Raw genomic sequence first — 22,445 nt, 5'->3', positions numbered from 1 at the left:
TTACTCCTTCTTCGCACTCGGGTGCGGATAAAACGGTGCGCCCTTTATCCATAGTTTGAGCGCTTGCCAATAAATACCAATGACAACTTTTACTGTTTCCATCGGCGTCCGGATCAATAACTTATTCAGTGTTTTTGATGTAAACGGACGTCGCTGCAGTCCCAGTGTGGCGTCGAATTCTTTCTGTTGTCGGTGAGCCTCGAGGTGCAAGTGAACCCGCTTACCTAAGGGGCGCAGACGCCAGTGATAACGCTGCTTAATAGGATTAAACGGAGAGACATGAAACGCTTTGTCATGTTCATACCGTTGACCCGCAGGCACGGCATAATAATGCCGCTCTCCCCACGGGGTATTACTCACTTCGGCTAATAAATAACGCCAGTTATGCGCTTGGTCATAGAGGTAATAAAAGTTGGCCGGACTAAAATACACGCCCAAATAACGTAGCTGGCACAACGCATACACTTTCCCCTCAATGCGCTCGCCTGTCAGTTCTTGAATCTTATCGATGCATGCTGCTTTGGTATCCGCTTGTCCATTCAAATAATCGCGGTGATCAAAGGCGGCTACCCCCCACTTGCCCAAGCGAAACCCTGTGACCTGCGATGCCAGCAAACTAAGCTCATCCAGATCAATCACAGGCATAAACACCGGGTAATTGAACGTGTGTTTTATTGGGCTAAAACGCCGATGCCGCACGTGTCCGACATACAAGCCGCTATTGAGTGCTGAAACCGACTCACTCACGAATTGATCCCCTCCACCACATCAAGCGCACTCCGCACACCATCCTCGTGAAAGCCGTTATACCAGTAGGCGCCACAAAACCAGCTACGTTGCTGGCCATTCACTCGATGGCGCTGTTGCTGTGCAGCAACACTGTCGGTATTAAATACGGGGTGAGCATAGACAAATTGCTTGAGAATTTTACTCGGCTCAATCCTATCGGTTTGATTTAGCGTCACGCAGAATGTCTCAGGCGCCTGAATTGACTGCAATATATTCATATTGTAGGTCAAAGCCGCCGGATCTGTGTCTATTTTATCTGACAAGGGCAAATGATAGTTCCAACTCGCCCAGGCGCCCTGACGCTTGGGCAACAGCGATGTATCGGTATGAAGCACAACCTCATTGTCTTGATAGGGAATCGCCCCGAGCACCTGTTGCTCCGCTTCACTAGGATCGGCCAGCATGGCCAAGGCTTGGTCACTGTGACAGGCAAAAATCACCTGCTCAAACGCCTGCTCACCGGCCTCTGTCGTCACCCATCCCGCATCAGGGGTACGGCGAACCTGTGTCACCGGTGAATTCAGGTGGATCTTATCCTCAAAGGCAGGCGTGAGCTTTTTAACATATTCACGAGAGCCACCGGGGATCACATACCATTGCGGCCGATTCGCGATATCCAATAAGCCATGATTTTGGAAAAAACGTAGAAAGAACGCCAAGGGGAAGCCACGCATATCCGACAAGGTAGATGACCAGATAGCCGCGCCCATGGGGAGAATATAGTTTTGACAAAAATAATCACTGAACCCATGTTGATTGAGAAAATCGCCTAGGGTATTGAGTGCGCCTTGCCGCTCGGCCTCACCCGTCTCGTGTGCGTCGCGCGCGAGGCGGTTGAATCGCATGATCTCCGCCAAAAACCGGTAGAAGCGTACATTGATGACATTGCGCTTCTGCGCAAATAACGAGGACAGGCTATGCCCGTTATACTCCAGTCCATTCGCATCATTGCGAACACTAAAGCTCATCTGGGAAGGTTGGCGACCCACACCAATTTCATTGAGCAAACGTTCATAATTCGGGTATGTGCGATCGTTAAAAACGATAAAGCCGGTATCAATCGCGTACTGTCCACTGGCGACCTCGACATCGACCGTGGCCGTGTGGCCCCCCAAATAATCATTCGCTTCAAACAAGGTGATGTCATGCTGTTTATTGAGATAATGAGCACACGTCAAACCGGCAATGCCTGAGCCGATGATGGCAATTTTCATGATTTAGTTCCTTGTCATACGTCGTGCGAGAGCTCGCTGCCAGGACATAGGCAATAGCGCGAGAAACTTGAGAATAAAGGTAAATTTTCGCGGAAAATGTATTTCCGTTTTTCCTTTTGCTAATCCTTGTTGAATCGCCGCCGATGCTTGCTCCACCGTGATGCGCATTGGCATCGCAAAGTCGTTTTGGTCTGTCAGTGGTGTCTTTACAAACCCTGGGGAAATAAGTGACACCGTCACTCCTTGTTGCGCCAGATCTGCCGATAAGGTGTTGGCTATGTAGCTAATCGCCGCCTTCGAACCGCCGTATGCCTCCGCACGTGGCAGCGGCATGTAACTGGCCGACGAGCCGACAATAGCAAGATGCGTACTATTGGTGAACCGACTCTGTAGCGCTTCAATACAGTGGAGGACGCCGAAGACATTGATCTCAAAAACGCGTTTAAACAGCGCCACATCGACTTTGCCATGGTCGATATATTCACACGTCCCAGCATTTAGAATAATTAAATCGGGAAAGACGCTTAGGTTACTCAGCGCTTGATCCGTTTGTTCGCCATCCGTGGCATCAAACGCCAATGCGTCTAATGATGCGTGATCGCGAGCCATGGTGTTGAGCTTGTCTTGGTTTCGCCCACAGGCCGTTACCTGCCAACCTTGACGTGCATAGTCTCTTGCCAATTGCTCACCAATTCCCGACGTGGCGCCGGTGATCAATACGTGTTTCATTGTCCTAGCCTCGTTTTGATATGTTTGAGCAGGCGACCTATCACTGGCAGCGCCTCGTACAGCATTTCACCTAAGTCGAAGTAATCACGATGGCGAATGATTTTGCCGTCATAAAAACGTAAGTGAGAGCAGCCCTGGACTTGTCGCGTTTTCCCCCCATCCAACTTGGGATGCGATAACATCATGGTCCAGGTCACAAAGGCATCGTCTCCATCTACCGCGGTCGTGTGTATATGAAATTGACAATCGGTCACGTTTTCGTACAGCAGCGAAAAATACTGGATAAACGCTTCTAAGCCGGTTATCTCATGCGCTGGGTCGACAAACACAATCTTGGGGTGATAAATCGTCGCCAGTGATGACAAGTTATCTTTATTAAGCGCTTGATAGGTCGTCACAAATTGCGACACACCGACATGGGTTGGGGAGCGAGTCATGGTGTTTGCTCCTGAGGCTGATTCTTCGCCGCTTCAAAAATAGCCAGCGCCTTTTTGCGCTGAGTGGCGTGATCCACCACCGGACGCGGATAATCAAGGGACTGAGCATACTTATCCGCCCACTGCCAGGGGTTGTGAATATGCTTGCCTGGCACCTCTTTAAGCGCCGGTAACCAGCGACGAATAAAGCGCCCATCGCTATCAAATCGCTCTCCCTGTGTGGTCGGATTAAAGATCCGAAAATAAGGTTGAGCATCGGTCCCCACCGACGCAGACCATTGCCAGCCCCCGTTGTTCGAGGCAAAATCGCCATCAATCAGTTTGGACATGAAGTAATCTTCTCCCCAGCGCCAATCGATAAGCAGATCTTTGGTCAAAAAGCTCGCCACAATCATTCTCAACCGGTTATGCATCCAACCCGTTTGATTAAGCTGGTGCATGGCCGCATCCACAATGGGGAAGCCCGTTTTTCCCGTCTTCCAAGCCTCAAACAATGTCGGGTCGTTATCCCATACCACGGATTCGCCCCAGGCTAAAAAGCTGTACTTTTTGCTGATTGCTGGGTTTTGTGCGCTCACTTCCTGATAGAAATCACGCCAAATAAGCTCCGACAGCCAGGTGGCAGCCCCTGTATCGGGCTCGCGCCAATCGGCTTGCTCTTCTTGTAAACGCGCCAAGCATTGACGCGGGGATAATGCGCCAATGGCCAAATAAGGAGAAAGCTGACTGGTGGCATCAACCGCCGGAAAGTCACGCTGTCGTTTATAATTCGCCACTTGCTCGCGGCAGTAACGACGCATGTGCGCGAGGATCCCTTTCTCATCGGACGCCCAGTCCGAGACATCCTCCATCGGATAATCAAAATGAATCGGTTGAAGCTGTGAAAAGATCGCGTCAACGGCTGAGTTTGTCTCGCGCTTGGATGGTTTTTGGCACGGTGAAACATCCATGCCGTCTAGGGCTCGTAAGCAGGCTTTTTTGAAGGGAGTAAACACCTTATACGGTTCACCTTTTCCCGATTTTATGGTGCCCGGGGCAAATAAATTGCGGTCATCATAGGCATACCATGCGATGCCTTTGTCCGCTAACGCCGCGCATGCCTGTCCATCACGCTTGCTTTCATTAAGCTCGTACTCCTTGTTGGCAAACACCGCTGTTGCGCCAATGCGGTGCGCATACTCGGCCACTTTTTCTGCCGATTGAGGAAAATCAGCCGCACGCTCCACCACTAAAGGAATATTTTGCTCGCTAAGCTCCTCACGTAACGCGTCTAGCCGCGCCTTAATAAGGCCCGCTTGCTTGGGCGAAAGATGGTGCGATGCCCACTGTTCCGGTGTCTCAATAAAAATCCCCACCACGGGCTCGGACGCGTCGCTGGCTGCGCTCAACGCACGATTATCCAGCCCGCGTAAATCGCGCCGAAACCAGACTAGATGCATAACGTTTTGTTCTCCTTAAGTTCTGCCAACTCGTCACCGTGTACGGAGCAGATAAAAGCTTGGCTCACCACCTCAATATCATCTTGAGCAAGGCAATGGCGTACCTGATTGAGTTGGGCACGATCGAGCCGACGATTTGCCATCAAGGCCAATGTTCTCGCCCCCTGCTCCCGCATCACCTCAACCAACATATTCAACTGTTGATGCGGGCTTGACAGAATAGTGACACTGTAACCCTTCTCGTTGAGTGCCATGGCCATCAGCACACGTTGGTATTCACTGGTCACGGTTAAGGAGACAAGCCAGCATCGAGATGGTGCATGCCGTTTTGCATTCGCCGCCAGCGCTGTTCGGCATCGATCGATCACGGCGCTTTGCCACAGGTCGCGCTGTAACAAACGTACCGCTTCCCCGTCGTCACCTAACCATTGGTCGACTGGGGTAAAGGCATGCTCGACTAACCAATAGAAGGGATACTCTTTTAAAAGCGTGTCCAGAACGTTCCCTAGCCGTTTAACCGAGAATGTGTGAATACAGTCAATCAGTTCACGTGCCACGCTGTCATCGCCCGTGTCTGCCGACGCGGGACTGTGAGCCAGAAGTGGCTTGACCTTGCTGATCGGTACGCCTTTATCTAACCATTGAAGAATATGAGCGATAGTCTCTACATCTTCTTGGCTATAAAGCCGATGTCCCTTGGCCGTCCGCTCAGGCGCAAGCAATCCATAACGTCGCTGCCAAGCACGCAGCGTGACAGGGTTAACCCCGGTTTGATCCGCGACCTGACTGATGGTCAGAGCGTGAGTCGTGTTAAAGGCCATAGCGAAGCCTCAGCGCATCAGGATAAGGCTTGAGATAGGCTTGGTTAGCTAAGTACGCATCAGGGTGATTATGGAGGTGATGCGAAATCAACGTCAGCGGTGCCAGTAAAGGCATGGTGCCCTGACGATACGCATGAATAAGGTTCGCTAACTCAGCTTTCTGGCTTTTATCAAGGTTGTTTTTAAAATAGCCTTGCAGGTGCATCAGCACGTTGGTGTGTTTTTTACGCGTCGCACGAATGGCGATGGCTTGCATAAACGCGGTGCGGTACTGTTCAAAAAAACGATCAAGGTCATAATGGCCGATGTTGGCCATAAATCGCCCAAGCTCACGGTACTTTTCAGGTGAGTGCGCCATCAGCACCAACTTATAGCGTGAGTGGAAATCGACAAGGGCTTTCTTGGTCACCCCTTGCTCGACACTCTGGTAAAGATCATCAAGCGCAAATAGCCGAAAAACAAAGTTCTCTTTGAGGATAGGATCGTTAAGCCGGCCGTCTTCTTCAACAGGTAGCCATGGCATACGCGCCATCAGTGCCTGAGTGTAAAGCCCTACCCCGGAAATATCGGAGGCGTAACCATTCTCGCGGTAGACTTTCACCCGCTCCATGCCACAAGTCGGTGACTTAGCACAAACAATGTAGCCACGCAGTGATTGATGAGCGAGCTCCTCCGCTTTTTGCTCACTGAACGCCGTCATTTTTTCGGTGTAATCTTTTTGCTGATCTTTGGTTTCCACCAGCCTCACTGACAAATCGCCTTTGTCGACTAACCGAATAGCGGGGCGCGGTACAGGGAGTCCGATCCCGACTTCAGGGCATACTGGCACAAAGTCTACATAGGGTGCTAACTCTTTGCTGACAAAGGGACTCCGCTTATGACCACTGTCGAATCGTACTTTTTCGCCAATAACACAGGCGCTAACACCGACGGGGAATGACATAACTGACCTCTACACTAGCCGCGCCGTATTGGCTACGGAGTTGTACATTTATAATATGTTGTACAACTAAGAGTAGAGGATGGATCAAAATTGTACAAAAAAATTTTTTTGTACAATTCCATATTCGGTCGCGTTTGGGTCAGAGGCTGGATTAATCAGTCCATTCTGTCGGCGCCACGCTACCGGGCAATGTCTCAGTATTGATACGCGCAATCACCCATTCTTCGAACTACACTGGCAAAATCTGGTTATAACCTTAAGCCTTACGCGCAGGCCCTATGCCTTTATCGACATTCAACGGTCACAACGAGGACCCGATCACACTCGCTAGACGGTCGGCACAACCCCGTGGACGTGCGATGATTTTCATCGCGCTCGTCTGTTTTGCTGTGCTCGTTGCGACGTTTTTGTTGTATCAGGCTGCCCAATCACAACAAGCACAACGGATTGAAAAACTTCTCAATGTGGAAGTTCAAGCTTTGTCTCGTGCCGTCGAACGTGACATTGATACGCAACTCACGCGGCTAAGTGCATTAGCCAGCAATATCGAGTTAGATGTGCCCTCGACCTTCTCGACATGGCAAGCCTTGGTGCAACAAACCCAACAAGACAGTGCCTATATTTCATCATTATTTTGGGCGGACAGTCGACGAGTAATAAGTTGGCAAACACACGCGGATACCAGCCAGGATCAACCGCGTTTTTCATTTGACGTAGTGGGTGAACCAGAGGGCCAGCTTAAGACAGACCAGCCCGATCTTACCCAATGGCGAATTGCTTATCCGATTTATAGCCGTGACCGTGCAGAGCCAAGCTACTATCTTGGTGCAATCATTAATCTTGACGCGCTTATTAACCAGGTTGCGTCCGACTATCTTAACCAACATCAACACCTCACCATCACCCGTTGGGCAAACGACACCGTGTTGCGCGGTGACACTATCTCCCCGTTTGCCGCGGTTGGTTCGGCACCTTTGAGATTGACGAGCACGCAATCGGCGATGCAGCTCACGCTTTGGCAAGAGCCAGGCGCCAGTCAGTTTATTTCATTACCCATCATGATTTACATCGCCGGCATGCTTGTGGCGCTTTTATTGGGCATCACCTTGTATTTGGCTGAGGTGAATTTGATGTCTCGCCGGGCGGCACAGACCACGATTGATTATTTAAAAAATGAAATTGAGCAACGCAAAGACGTCGAGCAGCAACTACATTTTATCGCAAACCACGACGCCTTGACGTATCTCCCCAATCGTCATGCCCTCACTCGCTATATTCAGCAGCGAGTACATGAATCCAGCACTTACCCACACGATCTCGCGCTAATCTGCGTAGATATTGATAACATAAAAGAGATCAATGATTTATATGGACAAGCGGTGCATGATCAGCTTTTAGTTGAATTAGCACAGCGTCTACAACGCGTCAGGCAAACCGATGACTACATTGCCAAAATCAGCGATGACCAATTCGCGATTGCCGGCAGCGAGCTTTCACCGCTGAAAGCGGAGATCTACGCGAAACAGATCCGCAAAACCATTGAGCAACCTTTCTTCCATCACGCAGAGGAGATTATTGTCACCTGTGCCGTCGGCATTAGTTACCGTTACGATGCGTCCATGCCGGCTCAGGAACTGTTACGTCACGCAGACACCGCGGCCCATCGCGCTCGTCAACTCTCTCATCACAGAGTCGTGGTGTTCCAAATGGCCATGCGAGACCATCTGCATCAGAAAAAAGATACCGAGTACGCCATCCGCAAAGCGATTCAAGGTAACGAGTTGAGCTTACATTTTCAGCCGCAAATCGATTTAAACGATCACAGCATTGCCGGCATTGAAGCCTTGGTACGTTGGCAAGATACAGAGGGCGCGGTAATTTCTCCTGATACCATCGTTCGTACCGCAGAAGACACCGGGCTTATGCGGCAGTTAGGTACTTGGGTGGTTAATGAGGCGCTAGAAACCTATGCAACCTTGCTGGCGCAGCACTGCGCCCCTCCATTTATCGCGATAAATATCTCTGGGCATGAATTCCAAGACAGCTTCCTCGCCGATACTATTCTCCATGCCATCGAACGCCATCAAGTCCCACCCGAACGAGTGCAAATTGAGCTGACAGAACAAGTTTTCATTGAAAACCTCAGCCAAAACCAACATACCTTACACACGCTCGCGGCAGCAGGCGTTTCCCTAGCAATTGACGATTTTGGCACGGGGTACTCCTCCCTCGCCTACCTTAAGCATTTCCCGGTGGACACCGTCAAAATCGATCGCAGTTTTGTCGCCGATCTGCCTCATTGCAAAGACGATATCGTGATTTGCCAAGCCGTCATTAAGATGGCGCAATTGCTGAAATTAAAAGTGGTTGCGGAAGGAGTGGAACGCGAAGATCAGCGTGACTTTTTGCTTGATCTGGGCTGTCGCTACGCGCAGGGGCACCTTTACTATCCCTCAATGAATATCCACCAGTTAACGGCGCTCCTCACTCAGTCACAACCTATCACCCGCTTATTTAATTAATCGAAACTGTCACGCACACCATCAAAGCGCGCGCATAACGCCTCCTTGCGCTGCTTCGGCCATTGCTTTATTTGCCATTCGCGCCGCATCGCCGTTCGCTTTTCCATCGGCTGCGATTGCCACGCCAGTGACAGCGGTCCTTTCCCTCTTAGCGCTCGCGCGCCTTTACCTTGGCGATGTTGTATCAACCTTCGGCTAACATCCGTGGTGACGCCACAGTAAAGCTGCCCTTGGCGCGTTCGAATCAAATAAACAAACCAAGGCGTATTCATTGGTGTTATCGCTCCAAAACAGCCTCTAACATCTGACGTAGCTCCGCCACTTCTTGCTCTAACGCACTCACTCGCGTCACCAAAGATGCATCAGTGGTCGGTTCTGACTCCTCCTGCGATACTGAGTGACTCGGCGTATTCACACCGTCAGTAAATAGGTGTTGATAACGCGACTCGCGCTTCCCAGCCTCACGCGGCAATTTTTTTACCCAGTTTGACGCAATCATGTCAGCCAGTGTGCGCTCAACATCTTCGACACGATTAAAGGCATAGAGGCGCTGTGTGCGGGTTCTCAACTCCCCGGGCGTCTGAGCGCCTCGCAATAACATGACACACAGGATCGCTTTTTGCGGCTCGCTGAGAGTGAGATCGCCAAATTGTGTATTACAGAAACGATGTTGATACTTGGAGACACGACCACCACTGCCCTCTTGCAGACTCACCAGACGCCTCTCAATCAAGCTCTCTACGATGTCTAATACCTCTGAATCAGCCATCTCATAGACAGGCTCACGATTGCTTTTTTGATTCACGGCAGTGGTCAGCGCATTGAGTGTGAGCGGATACTGTTCTGGAGTGGTCACTTCTTTTTCAAGCAAACAACCAATGACACGTTGCTGATACGCTGAGAGTGTCCTTGACATAACGATGGTCCCATATAGTCGGTTTCATCGAGTTATATCAACTGAGTGTCACGCAAGCAATCACTGCGCCGATAACCGCGCAATAATCCATCCAAGGCGACGATCACCAATACTGGTAGCGGGATCACACCTTAGTCATCGGGTTGTGCACCAGAGCGCCACCATCGACGCACAGCTAATGATATACTTGACCAAAATGATGTATGTGGAGTGCACGACATGGGTCTGTTTAGTTCAAAGTCTACCCCGAGTCATGGCTTATCGATCGTCGCCAGAAACTGTAAAGTGGTCGGTGATATTGATCTTGAAGGGGATATTCAAATTGATGGGTTTGGGGAAGGGAATATCACCCAGGCTAACGCCGTTGTTATCTCAGCGTCTGGCCACTTTCGCGGTACCATCAACGCGAAGCATATCACCATCAACGGCTTGGTCGAGGGACAGTGCGATGCAGACGCTATCGATATTCTCTCTCAAGGCAAGATGAAAGGCGTCCTGAACACCGAGCAATTGACCATTGAAAAAGGGGGACTGCTTGCTGGTGAGAACCGTGCCACCCTCTCAACAGACACCGTGGTGCCATTGGCGGAGCAAGCAAGATCACACGATAAAACAAGCAACGACAAAAAAACACATCCATCCTCCTCAAAACAGTCGTAAGGAAGCCTGTGAATGCCCGACGCTAACCAACCAACGGTCAGCTTTGATAGCTTTTCTCCTGAGCTACAATGCGTGATCCGATACGAGCAAGCCCCTGAAGCCATGTACGCGATGATCGCTTCTGTCCATGACGCGTCCAGTGCCAGTGTCAAAGAGGCGTGGGAAAAACTGCCTGCCAGTGCGCAAAACATTCTCGACAACTATGATCAATTTCATGCACTCGTCGCCATAAGCCAAAGCTATGCTGGTATCGATGCACTGAGCGAGCTGGAAAAAGTGGATTTAAGTGATATGTCTGACGAAGAGCGTGATAACTACAAAGCGCAAATTCTTGATGATGTGCTCAGCTCTTGTGTTAAAGATTTATCGAAGCAACTGAAACAAGCACGCTTAAAGCCAGGATTAAAACGCGAGTTTCAAGCCATTTTCCAAAAATAAATAGGGCCAGTGACACGCACTGACCGCTATGATTCGCCCCCAAGCGTTGGGGGCTTTTTGTAGATTAAGCGGATTCACTGAGTGGCGTGGCCTTTTCGCGGCGTGCTCGCACAGAGGCGGCCAACTGATGGAGGACGCGCTCTGTATCCTCCCAACCAATACACCCGTCCGTAATGCTTTGGCCATAGGTTAGTGACTGACCGTCAGTTAAGTCTTGGCGACCTTCGACGAGATGACTCTCAATCATCACTCCAAAGATCGCTTTGTTACCGGCTGCAACTTGCCCCGCCACATCTTCGCTGACTTCTTTCTGCTTTTGATATTGTTTGCTGCTATTGGCATGGCTCAAATCAATCATCAATTTTTGTCGTAATCCAGCATCGGCCAACGCGCCACAGATCTGATCGACATCACCCGCGTAATAATTAGGTGTTTTGCCCCCACGTAAGATCAGATGACAATCCTCATTACCTCCAGTCGCGACGATCGCAGAGTGCCCATACTTGGTCACCGATAAAAACTGGTGCGGTGAACTCGCTGAGCGAATCGCATCCGTAGCAATCTTGATATTCCCATCTGTGCCATTTTTAAACCCAACAGGACAAGATAGCCCAGAAGCGAGTTCGCGATGCACCTGAGACTCTGTCGTGCGCGCCCCAATCGCGCCCCAACTAATTAAATCTGCCATATACTGTGGCGTGATCATGTCGAGAAATTCACCCGCTGCTGGCAAACCAGAATCTGCGATGTCTAACAGTAAGTGGCGTCCTAATCGCAGGCCATCATTGATTTTAAAACTGTTATCTAAATACGGGTCATTAATTAGGCCTTTCCAACCCACTGTTGTGCGCGGCTTTTCAAAATAAACCCGCATCACCACTTCCAGGTCGGCACTCAATGTCTCACGCAGCTGCTTAAGTTTTTTGGCATAATCACGTGCCGCATTAGGATCGTGAATAGAACAGGGCCCCACAACGACAACCAAACGATCGTCTTGGTCGTTTAGGATCTGATGGATCGCCTGACGCGCCGCAAAGACAGTCTGTTCCGCCGCGTCAGTTGCGGGAAACTTTTCCAATACAGCAATAGGCGGAAGAAGTTCTTTTATTTGCTCAATTCTTACGTCATCCGTTGGGTGTACACTCATGGGCTAATCCTGTGTTTGCATGTCGCGGGTTCACGTAGCTGATTACCACGTTTTCTTTGTTGAACTCTTACGCTAACCTGCCATATTCTTTTGTGCAAATATTTTTTTACGCAAAACACAAACATCAAATCAACAAAAATGTTGACACAATCAGACCCGTAAATTAAGCGAACAACAATGTGCGCCGTAACTTAAATATGGGTGCAAGATCGGCGAAGTGATTGCACTGGTTGCGTTGAAGCTATTACACTGATGTTAAATGCAAATGGAGTAAATGCTGTGATCACACGCCTCAGTCAAGCGGCACTATTGGCCATAACCCTGACCGTACCCGCTGTCCATGCGACCAATTTTGATTACAACCATATTCAGGTCAACGTCCTTGCAAACCCGAGTGGGATTGGCGGGCTAGGACGCTTTGCATTTACCGAAGGCGCACACTTTGTCGTCAAAGGGGATACGCAGTTTGAAGGAGACTGGTACACCTCAGGCGGTGTGGGGTTTCATGCCCCAATTAACCAGTTTGTCGATGTGTATGGCGAGCTGGAAGGGGCGTGGTTAAAACGTACCGGAGATAGAGTGCATGATACAGGTCAGTTTGCCACGGTAGCTGGCGGTGGCATGCGAGCGTGGATCGCGCCACCTTTTGAGGCGAATTTCTATGTCGGTTCTATCATCTTTGATCAGGACGACACCACCAGTTTGGTGGAAATTGGCGGGCGCTTTCACTCCACTGAAACCTTGTCGCTCGGCGCAACGTGGCGTGCCAATGGCTTGGAACAAAATCGCTTGATTTTTTCTGTCAGATACCTGTATTAATAGCAAACGGTAACCATCTCACTCCCTTGTGTTGCCGTCCAGTGTGACCTCTCTCACTGGTTATATTGTCAAACTAAACTAAGTTTAAGGTATGGACGTAACCGCTATCAAAAGGCGGGCGTCTTAGTGCGTGGTGCAACTCCCACAGCGATGCTTGTTGTGATTGTGCGTGGGAACTGTCGGAGGGTATAACGATGGTGATGACTCAACGTATTGATGAATTTGAAAGAAAGATCCAAGAGGCCTATCAAGAAGGCAACATTGAGACTGCTCATCGCTTGGAAGAGCAAGTAACGATGTTACGGCGACGTCAACTCAAGCCTGCTGCTGATTTCCAAGCCGCCAGCCAAGTAGAAGATTTTCATGAAGTGTCAGATGGTGACTATTACGACAGCTGACCCCTGGCATTAGAACACATAAACATAAAAAAGCCTTCTCCACGGAGAAGGCTTTTCGTTTTTGCTGACTAAAACGAGTGTATAAAAGGGCTCAATCAGCAGATTATTGTGCAGCACGTTCACGGCGAACAATCCACGCCGCAGCAGTGATAAAAGCAACGACCAGTGCAGTTTCCACAGCAATTTTCCCAGTTTAAAAATGATAGACAGAGCGATACGTGTTTTCAGCGACTCAAACTGTTCAAAGGATAAGCGCTTTCCAACAGATGGGCGTAGTCTACGGATAACTCACTGTAAAATCAGCCATAGAATCGATCTCACGCAAAGAAAAGTGAGTTTTTTGCTCAACTCGACAGTTGAACGCATAAAATTTCATCACTAAACATTTTGCGGTGCGACAATGCGCAGCTTTCACTACCGCTGACGATTGCGACTAACAATTAAAGAGAAAACAATCGCCGGATAGCGAGGGAACAGATACCGCTGCGCTTATGGCGCAGCGAGCAGGTTAACGATTAACACTAAGTGACAAACGCGTTGTCACCACTGCGAGGTTAGGATTCTGGCTTAGGTTTCTTTTTGACTAAAGGCGCATCACCAGCAGGTACATTGGTGTAAAAGCTTCTATCACGTTTTTTAGGTGCTTTTTTCTGCGCTTTAGCCGGCTTTTTTTTATGTTTAACTGAATCCGACGGCTTTGATTTTTTCGCTTTTTGCTCTTTAAAGCCTTTAAACTTTCCTTCAAAGCCTTCAATCTTGGTGAAATCGAGTTTTTGCTGCAAAAAGCCTTCGATATTTTTAAAACTACGCCAATCTTTAGGTCCAACCAATGAGTAGGCCAACCCTTGCTGTCCAGCACGACCGGTACGCCCTACTCGATGGATGTATTCTTCCGCATGCTTTGGCATGTCAAAATTAATCACCAAAGACACATTCATTAAATCCAGACCACGCGATGCCACGTCCGTGGTCACCAATACCTCATGAAATCCACGCTCAAACTCGTTCATGATTCGGCTGCGTGTGGCCTGATTCAATTCGCCACTGAGTGCAATTGCTTGGTAGCCTGCCTGAGAAAAACGCTCCGCCAAACGCTCAGTATCAGCGCGTGTCGCAGTAAAAATCATGACTTGCTTATGCGCATTGGCTTTGACCAGTTGCTCAAGCAGCGCGTGTTTATGGTCGAGGTGATCACTCAGCACAAAGTGCTGTTCGATATCGCTATGTAACGCTTCAATTTCTCCTACGGCTACACGTTTAGGCGACTTGAGCATCCCTGCTGCGATATCAGTCACTTGCTGATGATCCAAGGTGGCAGAAAACATCAATGTCTGTCTTAAACGGTGATCAGCATGTTGGTTAACTGTATCGAGCTGTGCTTTAAAGCCTAGGTCAAGCATGCGATCCGCTTCATCCAAAATCAGCATTTCCAGCCCCGACAAAGACAGATGGCGTTGTTCAAGATGATCAGCTAATCGACCCGGTGTCGCGACCACAAAGGTTGGCGATTGACGAAACACTTTCGCTTGCTCGTTAAAATTCTCGCCACCGAGCACCAAAGCCGGTTTGTGGTTAGTGCCGCTAGTCAGCATACGCAGCTGACCATACACTTGTTTTGCTAGCTCACGGGTCGGCGCCAAGATCAAAACACGCGGATCGCGACGACTGAGGGGTTTAGAACGCAACACACGCTGCATAGCTGGCAACAAAAACGCCAGAGTTTTCCCCGACCCTGTTTTTGAAGAGGCCAATAGGTCTTTGCCTGCCATTACAACGGGAATGGCTTGACGTTGAATGTCTGTTGGCTGTTCAAATCCACGGTGGGCAATAAGCGACAGTAAGCGTCTATCGAGTCCCAGATCGTCAAATTGCAAGGTATCACTCCAAAGGTAAATCAAAAGCAAAAGGCGTACACACGCCAATTAAGGCGGCGAATGCTATCATACTTTAGCAAAAAACACTGCACCAAAAATACTGATGGCACCACGAACAAAGGATCATACGAACATGAATGACACGATACGCTACCAGTGGCAAAAGCTCAGCTTGGTGGAGGCGCATACATACACACCTGATGGCCAGTACCACGCACATCACGTTGTGCGCCACCCCGGGGCCGTCGTGGTATTACCCCTGTCAGACGCTGGCAATATACTACTGCTCAAGCAATTTCGTCCGGCTATCAATCAATGGATTATCGAAGCGCCAGCAGGGACACTGGAAGCGAAGGAGCCACCACGAGACGCCGCCAAAAGAGAGTTAGAAGAAGAGACCGGTTATGTGGCAACTCGCTGGCATCCACTCGGCATCGCGCACCCTGTGCCCGGGTTTTGCGATGAGGTGCAGTATTTTTACATTGCCCAAGCGCTCACATCCACCGAGACGCAACTCGATGACGATGAGTTTATCGAGCCTTATTGGGTGAGCCCTTCCCAGTTACAGGCACTCGTTGCCAATGGACAAGTCACAGACACCAAAACCTGCGCCATTATTCTTCGTGCCTTATGCAATGGATTAATCCCAACAATGGATGTCGAATGCCTGAAAAAATAAAGCACTAGACCACAACTTTGTTAACAAGATGTTGACGACAAATTGAGCATCGATGTAGCGTGACAGGTATGACCAGATAACAAGGAGTGTCTATGTTCTCGTCTCCGTTAGCACGCGCTAATCAACATTTGTCGTTATTCGGCTTCTTAAAAGTGCCGATGATTGGCTGGTGTCGTCCTAAGATCCTCTCCATCGACGATAAGCATGTCACAATGCGAATCCCACTGGGGCGGCGTACCAAAAACCACCTCAACAGCATGTATTTCGGCGCGTTGGCGGTTGGCGCTGATGTCGCAGGTGGCTTTCTTGCCATGGCGATGGCTGAGCAACGCGGGGTTAAAATTAGCTTAGCGTTTAAATCCGTCAACGCTGATTTTCATAAACGACCCGAGGATGATGTGGTGTTTACTTGTTTCGATGGCAACAAGATTAACCAGATGATCAGTGAATCAATCGAAACAGGTCATCGCGTTAATCAGCCTGTCACCATTGTCGCCACTTGCCCGAGCTTACACGGGGATGAGCCTATGGCGACCTTTGAATTGACGCTATCGGTCAAAAAAATCGACGGCTAATCCACTATCAACGCGCTTATCAGTTCATTGTTTGTCACGTCTTCAGCCAGTCTATCTCCATAATAGACTGGCCCTACTTACCCATAAAGTATAATCAATCAGTTACATAACCCCCAACACCATTGTGATTTTGGTTCTGAATTCACCATTACATTATTGACTTTACGCAACGCCGATAAAATCGCGAGGTTGCGATGAAATTCACCGAGTTATCAACTGTTTTTGTGGATGAAATTTAAGTTATACACAGGCGCTTTTATCTTAAGATTGAAACACAAAAAAAGCACCGTCAACACGGTGCTTAAGGTGGGGTTATTCAGGGTGATAGCGAATTTGATAGAAGATCCGATATAGCACGGGCACTACTATCAATGTCAGCACGGTGGCAAATCCGAGCCCAAACATGATCGTCACCGCCATCGGCCGGAAGAAAACATCCGGCAACAAAGGGAGCATCCCTAAAATAGTGGTAATGGCTGTCATGCACACCGGGCGTACCCGGCTTACCGCCGCATCGACGACCGCTTGATAGCGTTGCTTACCACTGGCCACTTCGATGTTGATCTGATCGATCAACACAATGCCGTTTTTAAGCAGCATTCCACTCAAACTTAAAAAGCCCAAAAGCGCCATAAAACCAAACGGCGTATCTAACAACAGCAGCCCTGTGGTGACCCCAACCACCGCTAAGGGCACCGTGAGCCAAATGATCAATGACTCTTTCACCGAGTTAAACAGCAATATGGTGACCAGGAACATAAACAAATAACCAAGCGGCATAATGCTAAATAAGCCTTCTTTTGCCTCTTTGGAAGACTCATGCTCCCCGCCCCATTCAATGCTGTAACCTTCAGGCAGAGGAATCGACTCAATATCCGCACGCACGCGGCTTAGCAAGGTCGCCGCGGTGGTTTCCCGCAAGGGATCGGGATCAGCCAACACGGTGAGCATTCTTTTGCGGTTTTTACGCATGATAATCGGATCTTCCCAGCGCATGTCGTAATCGAGAATAACTTGCTGTAAAGGAATGTAGTCTTTCAATACCGGGCTCCATATTTTCATGCCTTCTAAGGTATTGATATTCACACGCTCCTCATCGGGCAATCGCGCAACGATCGGCATAAGGTTAGTCCCATCCCGGTATACACCAATCCGTTTGCCACTGAATGTCATTGTCAGTAACTCGTCGACATCTTTTTTGGTGATACCATAGCGTCGCGCCTGACTTTCATTGAACGCAGGTTCAAGAACTTTGGTGCGATTACGCCAATCATGGCGAATATTCACCGCATCAGGATCCTGATGCAATCGTGCTTCTACTTGTTTAGCAATTGCGCGTAACTTAGTGGGGTCTGAACCAAAAATACGCGCTTCAATTTTCGAGCCAGTCGCAGGCCCTAAGGAAATAGGCTTCAGTTTAAGCTGCGCATCTGGGTACTGGCTACGAACATGCTCACGCACCATGCCCATAGTGGGTTTAACATGTTCGTATTGGTCAACGCGGACGATCAGCTCGCCATAGGCGGCATATGTTTTCTCCGGTGAATAGGTCAACATAAAACGTTGCGAGCCTTGTCCGGCACTGGTAGAGACATAGTTGACGCCTTGTTGTTTACTCAGCCAGCTCGACACCTCATCCAAGGTACCTTGTGTTGCACGAATATCAGTGCCCTCTGGCAGCCAAATGTCGACCATAAACATGGGCGTGGTAGAGTCTGGGAAAAACGACTGCTTGAGGTGGCCAAAGCCATAAATACTGGCCCCCAATGCCACTACCATTACCAACAAGGTGATATAGGCGTGATGCATGCAGGCGGTAAGAAAACGTTTATACACCACAAACAGAATCCCGTTGTAGGGATCACTGCCCTCATCCCCTTCGTCGAGCGGAGTTTCTTTGAAAAACACGCTGGCAAAGAAAGGCGTTAACGTGATGGCGGTAAACCAACTTAACAGTAAGGAGATTAATAACACCGTAAATAAGGTGCCACAGTATTCGCCCGTTGCGTCTTCGGACAAGCCAATCGGGGCAAACGCCGTTACCGCGATCACCGTCGCCCCCAGCAAAGGCCACTTGGTTTGCGTCACAATATCGTGAGCCGCCTGTAGACGAGTTCGCCCTCGCTTTAAGCCCACGAGTATCCCTTCGACCACCACGATGGCATTATCCACCAACATCCCTAGGGCAATGACTAACGCCCCGAGAGACACACGTTGCAGGTTAATCTCAAAATAGTACATGAATACAAACGTACCCAGTACCGTCAGCAATAACACCAAACCAATTAATAGCCCAGAGCGCAGGCCCATAAAAAAGAGCAGTACGATAATCACAATCGCTACCGCTTGGCCTAAACTGGAGACAAATCCGCTGACTGAGGTATCGACCTCATTGGGCTGGTTGTAGACATGATGGACATTGATGCCCACAGGCTGATCACTGTTTAACGCCGCGAGACGCTTATCCACCTTGTCGCCGACTTCTACCACGTTCACACCATCAGCGAACGATATCCCTACTTGTAGCGCTTGTTTACCGTTATACGAAATAATTTGTCGCGGTACTTCTTGATATCCACGCTTTACCTCGGCAACGTCGCGCAAATAAATTAGCCCTTGTGACCCTGCTTCAGTCAGAATTAAGTTACCCAGCTCATCCACGGAGGAAAACTCGCCAGTTGGGTGAATGCGAATATATTCATCACCCACACGCAAGGCCCCGGCGTTGCTCACGAGGTTTTGTGTCGCCAACAAATTAAACAAGGTATCCGGTGCGATCCCTAGGCTACTTAACCGCTGAATCGAGACCTCAATGAAGACTTGCTCTTGCTGCGTACCGCTGACTTGCACCTTGCCTACGCCATCAACAAGCTCAAGCTCGCGGCGTAAAAAGTCGACGTAGTCTTTCAGTTCGCTGTAGCCGTACCCTTCGCCAGTGACGGCTAACATGATCCCAAACACATCGCCAAAATCATCTTTCACCTGTGGCGGATTAACACCAGGAGGAAGCGCGCCACGAGCATCATGGACTTTTCGTCGCAACTCATCCCAAATCTGAGGCAAATCATCAGAGCGGTATTTGGGTTTCATTTTGACCGTGATCTGGGACAGACCCCGACTGGAGATCGAACGTACTTCATCCACATAGGTCAGCTGCTGAACCGCTTTCTCCAGCGGATAAGTGACTTCTTCCTCCACTTGCTGGGGAGTGGCACCTGGATAACTGGTCACCACCATCGCATCTTTGATTGTGAAAGCCGGGTCTTCCAACCGCCCTAAGCCCAAAAATGCAAGGGTGCCGCCAATAAGGAAAATCAGCGTGATCATCCAGCTAATCACTTTATTTTGAATAAAATATCCGGCTACACCCTGCTTCATGATGCGTTTTCCTCTTTCGATGCCAGCGTCACTTTTTGCCCCTCAGACAGGTGATTGGTTCCTCCCACCACGATACGATCCCCTTTAGACACACCCTGGGTGATTTCTAGCCGCTGGCCATGAATGAGCCCCATCGTTACCCGCCGTTTCGCCACGGTTTGCGTGCGACTGTCATAAATCCATACATAACTATGGGCTCTATCCAGTGGATCGCCGTCTTGATTAAACACCGCTTCGATTGGCACAGAGAGCCCGGTGCGTGTCAGTTGTAGTCCTTCCCGAGCGATACTGACCTGTACGGGCATACCATCTAAAATAAACTGCTGCTGCGGCATTGGCATGGTGAGCGTCACCACAAAAGCACCACTGCTCGGATCCGGCTCTGCCGTGTATTCATCGATAGTGGCGGGGTAAGACTGCCCTTGCTGAGTTAAGACTTTCGGTTTGAGTCGCGCTTGCACTTCTTCTGCACTCGCGCCCGTGTTTTGGGTGAATAACACATCCGGCACTTGTACTCGAATATCAGCACGCGAGGCGTCATGAATGTTCATGATCCCTTGTCCTGGCGCGATGGTTTCAAATGGCTCAACATTCAGCTTAGATATCACCCCGTCAGCTGGCGCTCTGAGCGCAACATAAGACAAACGAAGATTGGCCAGAGCCAGCTCCGCTTGCGCAATTTCACGCTGCGCTTTTAATTCATCAAATTGTGATTGGGCAAGCATACCTTTCTCTACCAGGGGGGCTGAGCGGCGATACTGCGCATCGGCCACGTCAAAACGTGCACTGGCATTCTCTACCGCTAAGCGGTAATCGGTCGGCTCCAAACGTGCCAATACCTGTCCCTGCGTCACGCGATCACCCGCTTTGACATTGATCGCTTGAATTTCCCCCGGTACGCGAAACGCGAGCGTGGCTTTATCAGCTGCTGCCGCCACCGCGGGGAAAGAGATGCGTTCATTTAATGGTTGTTGGCTCACGGTAAACGTGGACACTACCGGCAAAGGAGCAGGTTGAGACTCGGTCTCCGGTTGGCACCCAAACAGCGCCCCCACCGCAAGGACACCAATCAGTCCATGTATTGCTCTCATAATCCTCTCTCCTTCACCCATGCTTTCACACGGTCACCCTCTTTCAGCGCACTGACGCCAGTTGCCACAATCACCTCACCATTTTCTAGGCCCGAAACGACTTTTCCTTCACGCAAGGTGACTGGGGTTAGCTTAACTTCACCGTTATCACCAACGCGCCATACGGCCGTTCCCTCATTGGTCTCGAGCACGGCAGACTGAGGCACTTGCGTTTGCGACTGAGTAGGAATGGTGGCATGCACTTTTGCTGCCATTCCCGGCAAAACATTGATGGCGTCAGGTCGATTTAAACTCACAGTGACATGGTAAGACGCCGTTTTAGGGTCCGCCTCTGTATCAATTTCCTTAAACTGCGCGGGAAACTGGCGTGATGGGTGGGTGTCAAATGATACGCTTGGGACCAAATTATCCGCATGCTGTGCAAAGTAATGGAAATAGCGTTCTGGCAATTGAAAGCTGACATTAATGATGTCTTTGGATTGAATGTGTAGCACTGGCGCTTGTGCTTGTGCGAATTCATTCTCCTCTTTCATTCGGAGTGAGACCGTCCCCGCATACGGCGCTTTTAGTTGCGTATAATTCAGATTTGTCTGCGCTTGCTCTAGACCAGCCGCCGCTTCACTGAGTGCCGAGCGGGCTTCATCGAATCTTTGTTCGGCGATCACTTTATTATTGTGCAGGCGTTCGGCACGGTTAAACTGTACCTGAGCAAGCTGATATTGCGCACGCGCCTTATCCAATTGCAGCTGATATTGCTGACTGTCTAACGCCGCCAGGACTTGCCCTTTCGCAACATCCATACCTGCTTTGATCGGCATTGACTCAATCACGCCTGATACACGAAATGAGAGCAAGGCTTTATCATCCGCTTCAACTTGGGCAGGAAATTGGCGGGCGAGTCCATCTTCATTCGTCACTACCGCCAGTAATTTTGCTGGCCGAGGCGGTGTTTCAGACGGTGCTGAAACCTTCGGCTCACCACAGCCAGCTAGGGAGAGAGCGAGGCAACCGCTCAATACAAAACGCATTATCATCAGTTTTTCCTTACAATAAAACCCAGGATCCGACAGCGTTTGTCGGGCCCTAGGTCTTTGATGGGTCATTGTTTTTATCTTATCCCGCGCTAACGGCTATGCTAACCAGTGCCGGATAATGTATCAAGATGTTTCAGAGAGGTGCTCTGCCTGTTGAATCACCTGTGTTGTCTGATCCTCTATCCGCTGAAGGTAGGGATGTAGCGCCTCCAACTCATCATGCGGTGACTTTTCTAACTCAAGACATGTTTGTGATAGTGCTTTGGCGCCGATCATGGCGGCCGCTCCTTTCATTTTGTGGCCAAGTTTTTTAATTTTTTCGATATCTTGTTCTGCAAATGCGGCCTTCAAAGCCTCTAAATCATTGGTTTGGTTTTTTACGTACTTATCAAGCAGCATTTTTACCAAGTCCATGCTATCACCGATTTGGTCTTTGACATGCTGGATGTCAATGGGGGGTGAGGTGTCGCTCATTGTATTCCCTCCGGATGGCTGCTCTGGTTCTGGTTCTGGTTCTGGTTCTGGTTCTGGTTCTGGTTCTG

22 protein-coding genes are annotated in these 22,445 nt (G+C 49.6%); 7 read left to right on the top strand and 15 right to left on the bottom strand.

Annotated elements, in window-relative coordinates:
* Genes C7A19_RS02350 through C7A19_RS02320 form a run of 7 tightly spaced genes read right to left on the bottom strand, consistent with a single transcriptional unit; the run spans position 1 to position 6,372 of the window.
* Entirely contained in the window at positions 1 to 747 is a 747-nt protein-coding gene (locus C7A19_RS02350) for a DUF1365 domain-containing protein (RefSeq protein ID WP_077599467.1), read from the bottom strand.
* Entirely contained in the window at positions 744 to 2,003 is a 1,260-nt protein-coding gene (locus C7A19_RS02345; protein WP_116644053.1) for an FAD-dependent oxidoreductase, read from the bottom strand. The genes C7A19_RS02350 and C7A19_RS02345 overlap by 4 nt, the downstream gene beginning before the upstream one ends.
* Positions 2,004 to 2,006: 3 nt before the next feature.
* The gene (locus C7A19_RS02340; protein WP_116644052.1) at positions 2,007 to 2,732 is read right to left on the bottom strand and encodes an SDR family NAD(P)-dependent oxidoreductase; all 726 of its coding nucleotides are present in this window, start codon (positions 2,730 to 2,732) and stop codon (positions 2,007 to 2,009) included.
* The gene (locus tag C7A19_RS02335) at positions 2,729 to 3,169 is read right to left on the bottom strand and encodes a nuclear transport factor 2 family protein (RefSeq protein ID WP_074214723.1); all 441 of its coding nucleotides are present in this window, start codon (positions 3,167 to 3,169) and stop codon (positions 2,729 to 2,731) included. Before C7A19_RS02335 ends, C7A19_RS02340 begins: the two co-directional genes overlap by 4 nt.
* On the bottom strand, positions 3,166 to 4,608 hold the full coding sequence (gene phrB, locus C7A19_RS02330) for a deoxyribodipyrimidine photo-lyase (protein WP_116644051.1): 1,443 nt from the start codon (positions 4,606 to 4,608) through the stop codon (positions 3,166 to 3,168). Before phrB ends, C7A19_RS02335 begins: the two co-directional genes overlap by 4 nt.
* Entirely contained in the window at positions 4,599 to 5,429 is an 831-nt protein-coding gene (locus C7A19_RS02325) for a MerR family transcriptional regulator (protein WP_077458327.1), read from the bottom strand. Before C7A19_RS02325 ends, phrB begins: the two co-directional genes overlap by 10 nt.
* The gene (locus C7A19_RS02320) at positions 5,419 to 6,372 is read right to left on the bottom strand and encodes a DUF523 and DUF1722 domain-containing protein (protein ID WP_069363004.1); all 954 of its coding nucleotides are present in this window, start codon (positions 6,370 to 6,372) and stop codon (positions 5,419 to 5,421) included. Before C7A19_RS02320 ends, C7A19_RS02325 begins: the two co-directional genes overlap by 11 nt.
* Positions 6,373 to 6,731: 359 nt before the next feature.
* Between C7A19_RS02320 and C7A19_RS02315 the strand changes: the two genes are divergently transcribed.
* Complete coding sequence (locus C7A19_RS02315; protein WP_162300232.1) at positions 6,732 to 8,894, top strand: GGDEF domain-containing phosphodiesterase; 2,163 nt, start codon at positions 6,732 to 6,734, stop codon at positions 8,892 to 8,894.
* Here the strand turns inward: C7A19_RS02315 and C7A19_RS02310 are convergent.
* On the bottom strand, positions 8,891 to 9,166 hold the full coding sequence (locus C7A19_RS02310) for a GIY-YIG nuclease family protein (protein WP_116644049.1): 276 nt from the start codon (positions 9,164 to 9,166) through the stop codon (positions 8,891 to 8,893). The genes C7A19_RS02315 and C7A19_RS02310 overlap by 4 nt on opposite strands.
* 5 nt (positions 9,167 to 9,171) lie before the next feature.
* Complete coding sequence (locus tag C7A19_RS02305; protein WP_116644048.1) at positions 9,172 to 9,810, bottom strand: DUF480 domain-containing protein; 639 nt, start codon at positions 9,808 to 9,810, stop codon at positions 9,172 to 9,174.
* 219 nt (positions 9,811 to 10,029) lie between these two features.
* Here C7A19_RS02305 and C7A19_RS02300 point away from each other — a divergent pair, with 219 nt between their 5' ends.
* Together C7A19_RS02300 and C7A19_RS02295 are read left to right on the top strand one after the other, a co-directional pair.
* The gene (locus C7A19_RS02300) at positions 10,030 to 10,470 is read left to right on the top strand and encodes a polymer-forming cytoskeletal protein (RefSeq protein ID WP_069363008.1); all 441 of its coding nucleotides are present in this window, start codon (positions 10,030 to 10,032) and stop codon (positions 10,468 to 10,470) included.
* Positions 10,471 to 10,482: 12 nt separating this feature from the next.
* Positions 10,483 to 10,908, top strand: coding sequence for a DUF3069 domain-containing protein (locus tag C7A19_RS02295; RefSeq protein ID WP_069363009.1), 426 nt, complete (start codon positions 10,483 to 10,485; stop codon positions 10,906 to 10,908).
* A gap of 64 nt (positions 10,909 to 10,972) precedes the next feature.
* Here the strand turns inward: C7A19_RS02295 and aroG are convergent, their stop codons facing one another.
* Positions 10,973 to 12,055 (bottom strand): 3-deoxy-7-phosphoheptulonate synthase AroG, encoded by a 1,083-nt coding sequence (gene aroG / locus C7A19_RS02290; RefSeq protein ID WP_116644047.1) that lies wholly within the window; start codon positions 12,053 to 12,055, stop codon positions 10,973 to 10,975.
* A gap of 279 nt (positions 12,056 to 12,334) precedes the next feature.
* Here aroG and C7A19_RS02285 point away from each other — a divergent pair, with 279 nt between their 5' ends.
* Complete coding sequence (locus C7A19_RS02285; protein ID WP_235614246.1) at positions 12,335 to 12,874, top strand: hypothetical protein; 540 nt, start codon at positions 12,335 to 12,337, stop codon at positions 12,872 to 12,874.
* Positions 12,875 to 13,074: 200 nt separating this feature from the next.
* Positions 13,075 to 13,272, top strand: a complete 198-nt coding sequence (locus C7A19_RS02280) for a hypothetical protein (protein WP_131825180.1) — start codon at positions 13,075 to 13,077, stop codon at positions 13,270 to 13,272.
* A gap of 554 nt (positions 13,273 to 13,826) precedes the next feature.
* Here C7A19_RS02280 and C7A19_RS02275 read toward each other — a convergent pair.
* A complete protein-coding gene (locus C7A19_RS02275; RefSeq protein ID WP_069363013.1) occupies positions 13,827 to 15,146 on the bottom strand; it encodes a DEAD/DEAH box helicase in 1,320 nt (439 codons plus the stop codon).
* 133 nt (positions 15,147 to 15,279) lie between these two features.
* Here C7A19_RS02275 and C7A19_RS02270 point away from each other — a divergent pair, with 133 nt between their 5' ends.
* Positions 15,280 to 15,825 carry an NUDIX hydrolase gene (locus tag C7A19_RS02270; protein ID WP_162300231.1) on the top strand — a complete coding sequence of 182 codons (546 nt, stop codon included), beginning with the start codon at positions 15,280 to 15,282 and terminating at the stop codon, positions 15,823 to 15,825.
* 92 nt (positions 15,826 to 15,917) lie between these two features.
* Positions 15,918 to 16,400: a DUF4442 domain-containing protein gene (locus tag C7A19_RS02265; RefSeq protein WP_116644044.1), complete on the top strand. Its 483-nt coding sequence runs from the start codon at positions 15,918 to 15,920 to the stop codon at positions 16,398 to 16,400.
* Positions 16,401 to 16,712: 312 nt separating this feature from the next.
* Here C7A19_RS02265 and C7A19_RS02260 read toward each other — a convergent pair whose 3' ends face one another.
* The 4 genes from C7A19_RS02260 to C7A19_RS02245 form a co-directional block, all read right to left on the bottom strand.
* Complete coding sequence (locus C7A19_RS02260) at positions 16,713 to 19,778, bottom strand: efflux RND transporter permease subunit (RefSeq protein ID WP_116644043.1); 3,066 nt, start codon at positions 19,776 to 19,778, stop codon at positions 16,713 to 16,715.
* The gene (locus tag C7A19_RS02255; protein WP_116644042.1) at positions 19,775 to 20,869 is read right to left on the bottom strand and encodes an efflux RND transporter periplasmic adaptor subunit; all 1,095 of its coding nucleotides are present in this window, start codon (positions 20,867 to 20,869) and stop codon (positions 19,775 to 19,777) included. The genes C7A19_RS02260 and C7A19_RS02255 overlap by 4 nt, the downstream gene beginning before the upstream one ends.
* Positions 20,866 to 21,903: an efflux RND transporter periplasmic adaptor subunit gene (locus tag C7A19_RS02250; protein ID WP_235614245.1), complete on the bottom strand. Its 1,038-nt coding sequence runs from the start codon at positions 21,901 to 21,903 to the stop codon at positions 20,866 to 20,868. The genes C7A19_RS02255 and C7A19_RS02250 overlap by 4 nt, the downstream gene beginning before the upstream one ends.
* A gap of 123 nt (positions 21,904 to 22,026) precedes the next feature.
* The coding region (locus tag C7A19_RS02245; RefSeq protein ID WP_201264054.1) for an Hpt domain-containing protein at positions 22,027 to 22,445 on the bottom strand (419 nt) is incomplete at its 5' end.

The sequence above is a fragment of the Salinivibrio sp. HTSP genome, from assembly GCF_003390965.1.
Classification (GTDB): Bacteria; Pseudomonadota; Gammaproteobacteria; order Enterobacterales; family Vibrionaceae; genus Salinivibrio; species Salinivibrio kushneri.
Note: the sequence above shows the minus strand (reverse complement) of the source record. Positions and strands in the feature narration are given on the sequence as shown.

Bases quoted from the DNA above. Each gene is read 5' to 3' on its own strand.
- C7A19_RS02345 (WP_116644053.1), bottom strand. From the start codon at position 2,003: ATGAAAATTGCCATCATCGGCTCAGGCATTGCCGGTTTGACGTGTGCT.
- C7A19_RS02340 (WP_116644052.1), bottom strand. From the start codon at position 2,732: ATGAAACACGTATTGATCACCGGCGCCACGTCGGGAATTGGTGAGCAA.
- C7A19_RS02335 (WP_074214723.1), bottom strand. From the start codon at position 3,169: ATGACTCGCTCCCCAACCCATGTCGGTGTGTCGCAATTTGTGACGACC.
- phrB (WP_116644051.1), bottom strand. From the start codon at position 4,608: ATGCATCTAGTCTGGTTTCGGCGCGATTTACGCGGGCTGGATAATCGT.
- C7A19_RS02325 (WP_077458327.1), bottom strand. From the start codon at position 5,429: ATGGCCTTTAACACGACTCACGCTCTGACCATCAGTCAGGTCGCGGAT.
- C7A19_RS02320 (WP_069363004.1), bottom strand. From the start codon at position 6,372: ATGTCATTCCCCGTCGGTGTTAGCGCCTGTGTTATTGGCGAAAAAGTA.
- C7A19_RS02315 (WP_162300232.1), top strand. From the start codon at position 6,732: ATGATTTTCATCGCGCTCGTCTGTTTTGCTGTGCTCGTTGCGACGTTT.
- C7A19_RS02310 (WP_116644049.1), bottom strand. From the start codon at position 9,166: ATGAATACGCCTTGGTTTGTTTATTTGATTCGAACGCGCCAAGGGCAG.
- C7A19_RS02305 (WP_116644048.1), bottom strand. From the start codon at position 9,810: ATGTCAAGGACACTCTCAGCGTATCAGCAACGTGTCATTGGTTGTTTG.
- C7A19_RS02300 (WP_069363008.1), top strand. From the start codon at position 10,030: ATGGGTCTGTTTAGTTCAAAGTCTACCCCGAGTCATGGCTTATCGATC.
- C7A19_RS02295 (WP_069363009.1), top strand. From the start codon at position 10,483: ATGCCCGACGCTAACCAACCAACGGTCAGCTTTGATAGCTTTTCTCCT.
- aroG (WP_116644047.1), bottom strand. From the start codon at position 12,055: ATGAGTGTACACCCAACGGATGACGTAAGAATTGAGCAAATAAAAGAA.
- C7A19_RS02280 (WP_131825180.1), top strand. From the start codon at position 13,075: ATGACTCAACGTATTGATGAATTTGAAAGAAAGATCCAAGAGGCCTAT.
- C7A19_RS02270 (WP_162300231.1), top strand. From the start codon at position 15,280: ATGAATGACACGATACGCTACCAGTGGCAAAAGCTCAGCTTGGTGGAG.
- C7A19_RS02265 (WP_116644044.1), top strand. From the start codon at position 15,918: ATGTTCTCGTCTCCGTTAGCACGCGCTAATCAACATTTGTCGTTATTC.
- C7A19_RS02260 (WP_116644043.1), bottom strand. From the start codon at position 19,778: ATGAAGCAGGGTGTAGCCGGATATTTTATTCAAAATAAAGTGATTAGC.
- C7A19_RS02255 (WP_116644042.1), bottom strand. From the start codon at position 20,869: ATGAGAGCAATACATGGACTGATTGGTGTCCTTGCGGTGGGGGCGCTG.
- C7A19_RS02250 (WP_235614245.1), bottom strand. From the start codon at position 21,903: ATGATAATGCGTTTTGTATTGAGCGGTTGCCTCGCTCTCTCCCTAGCT.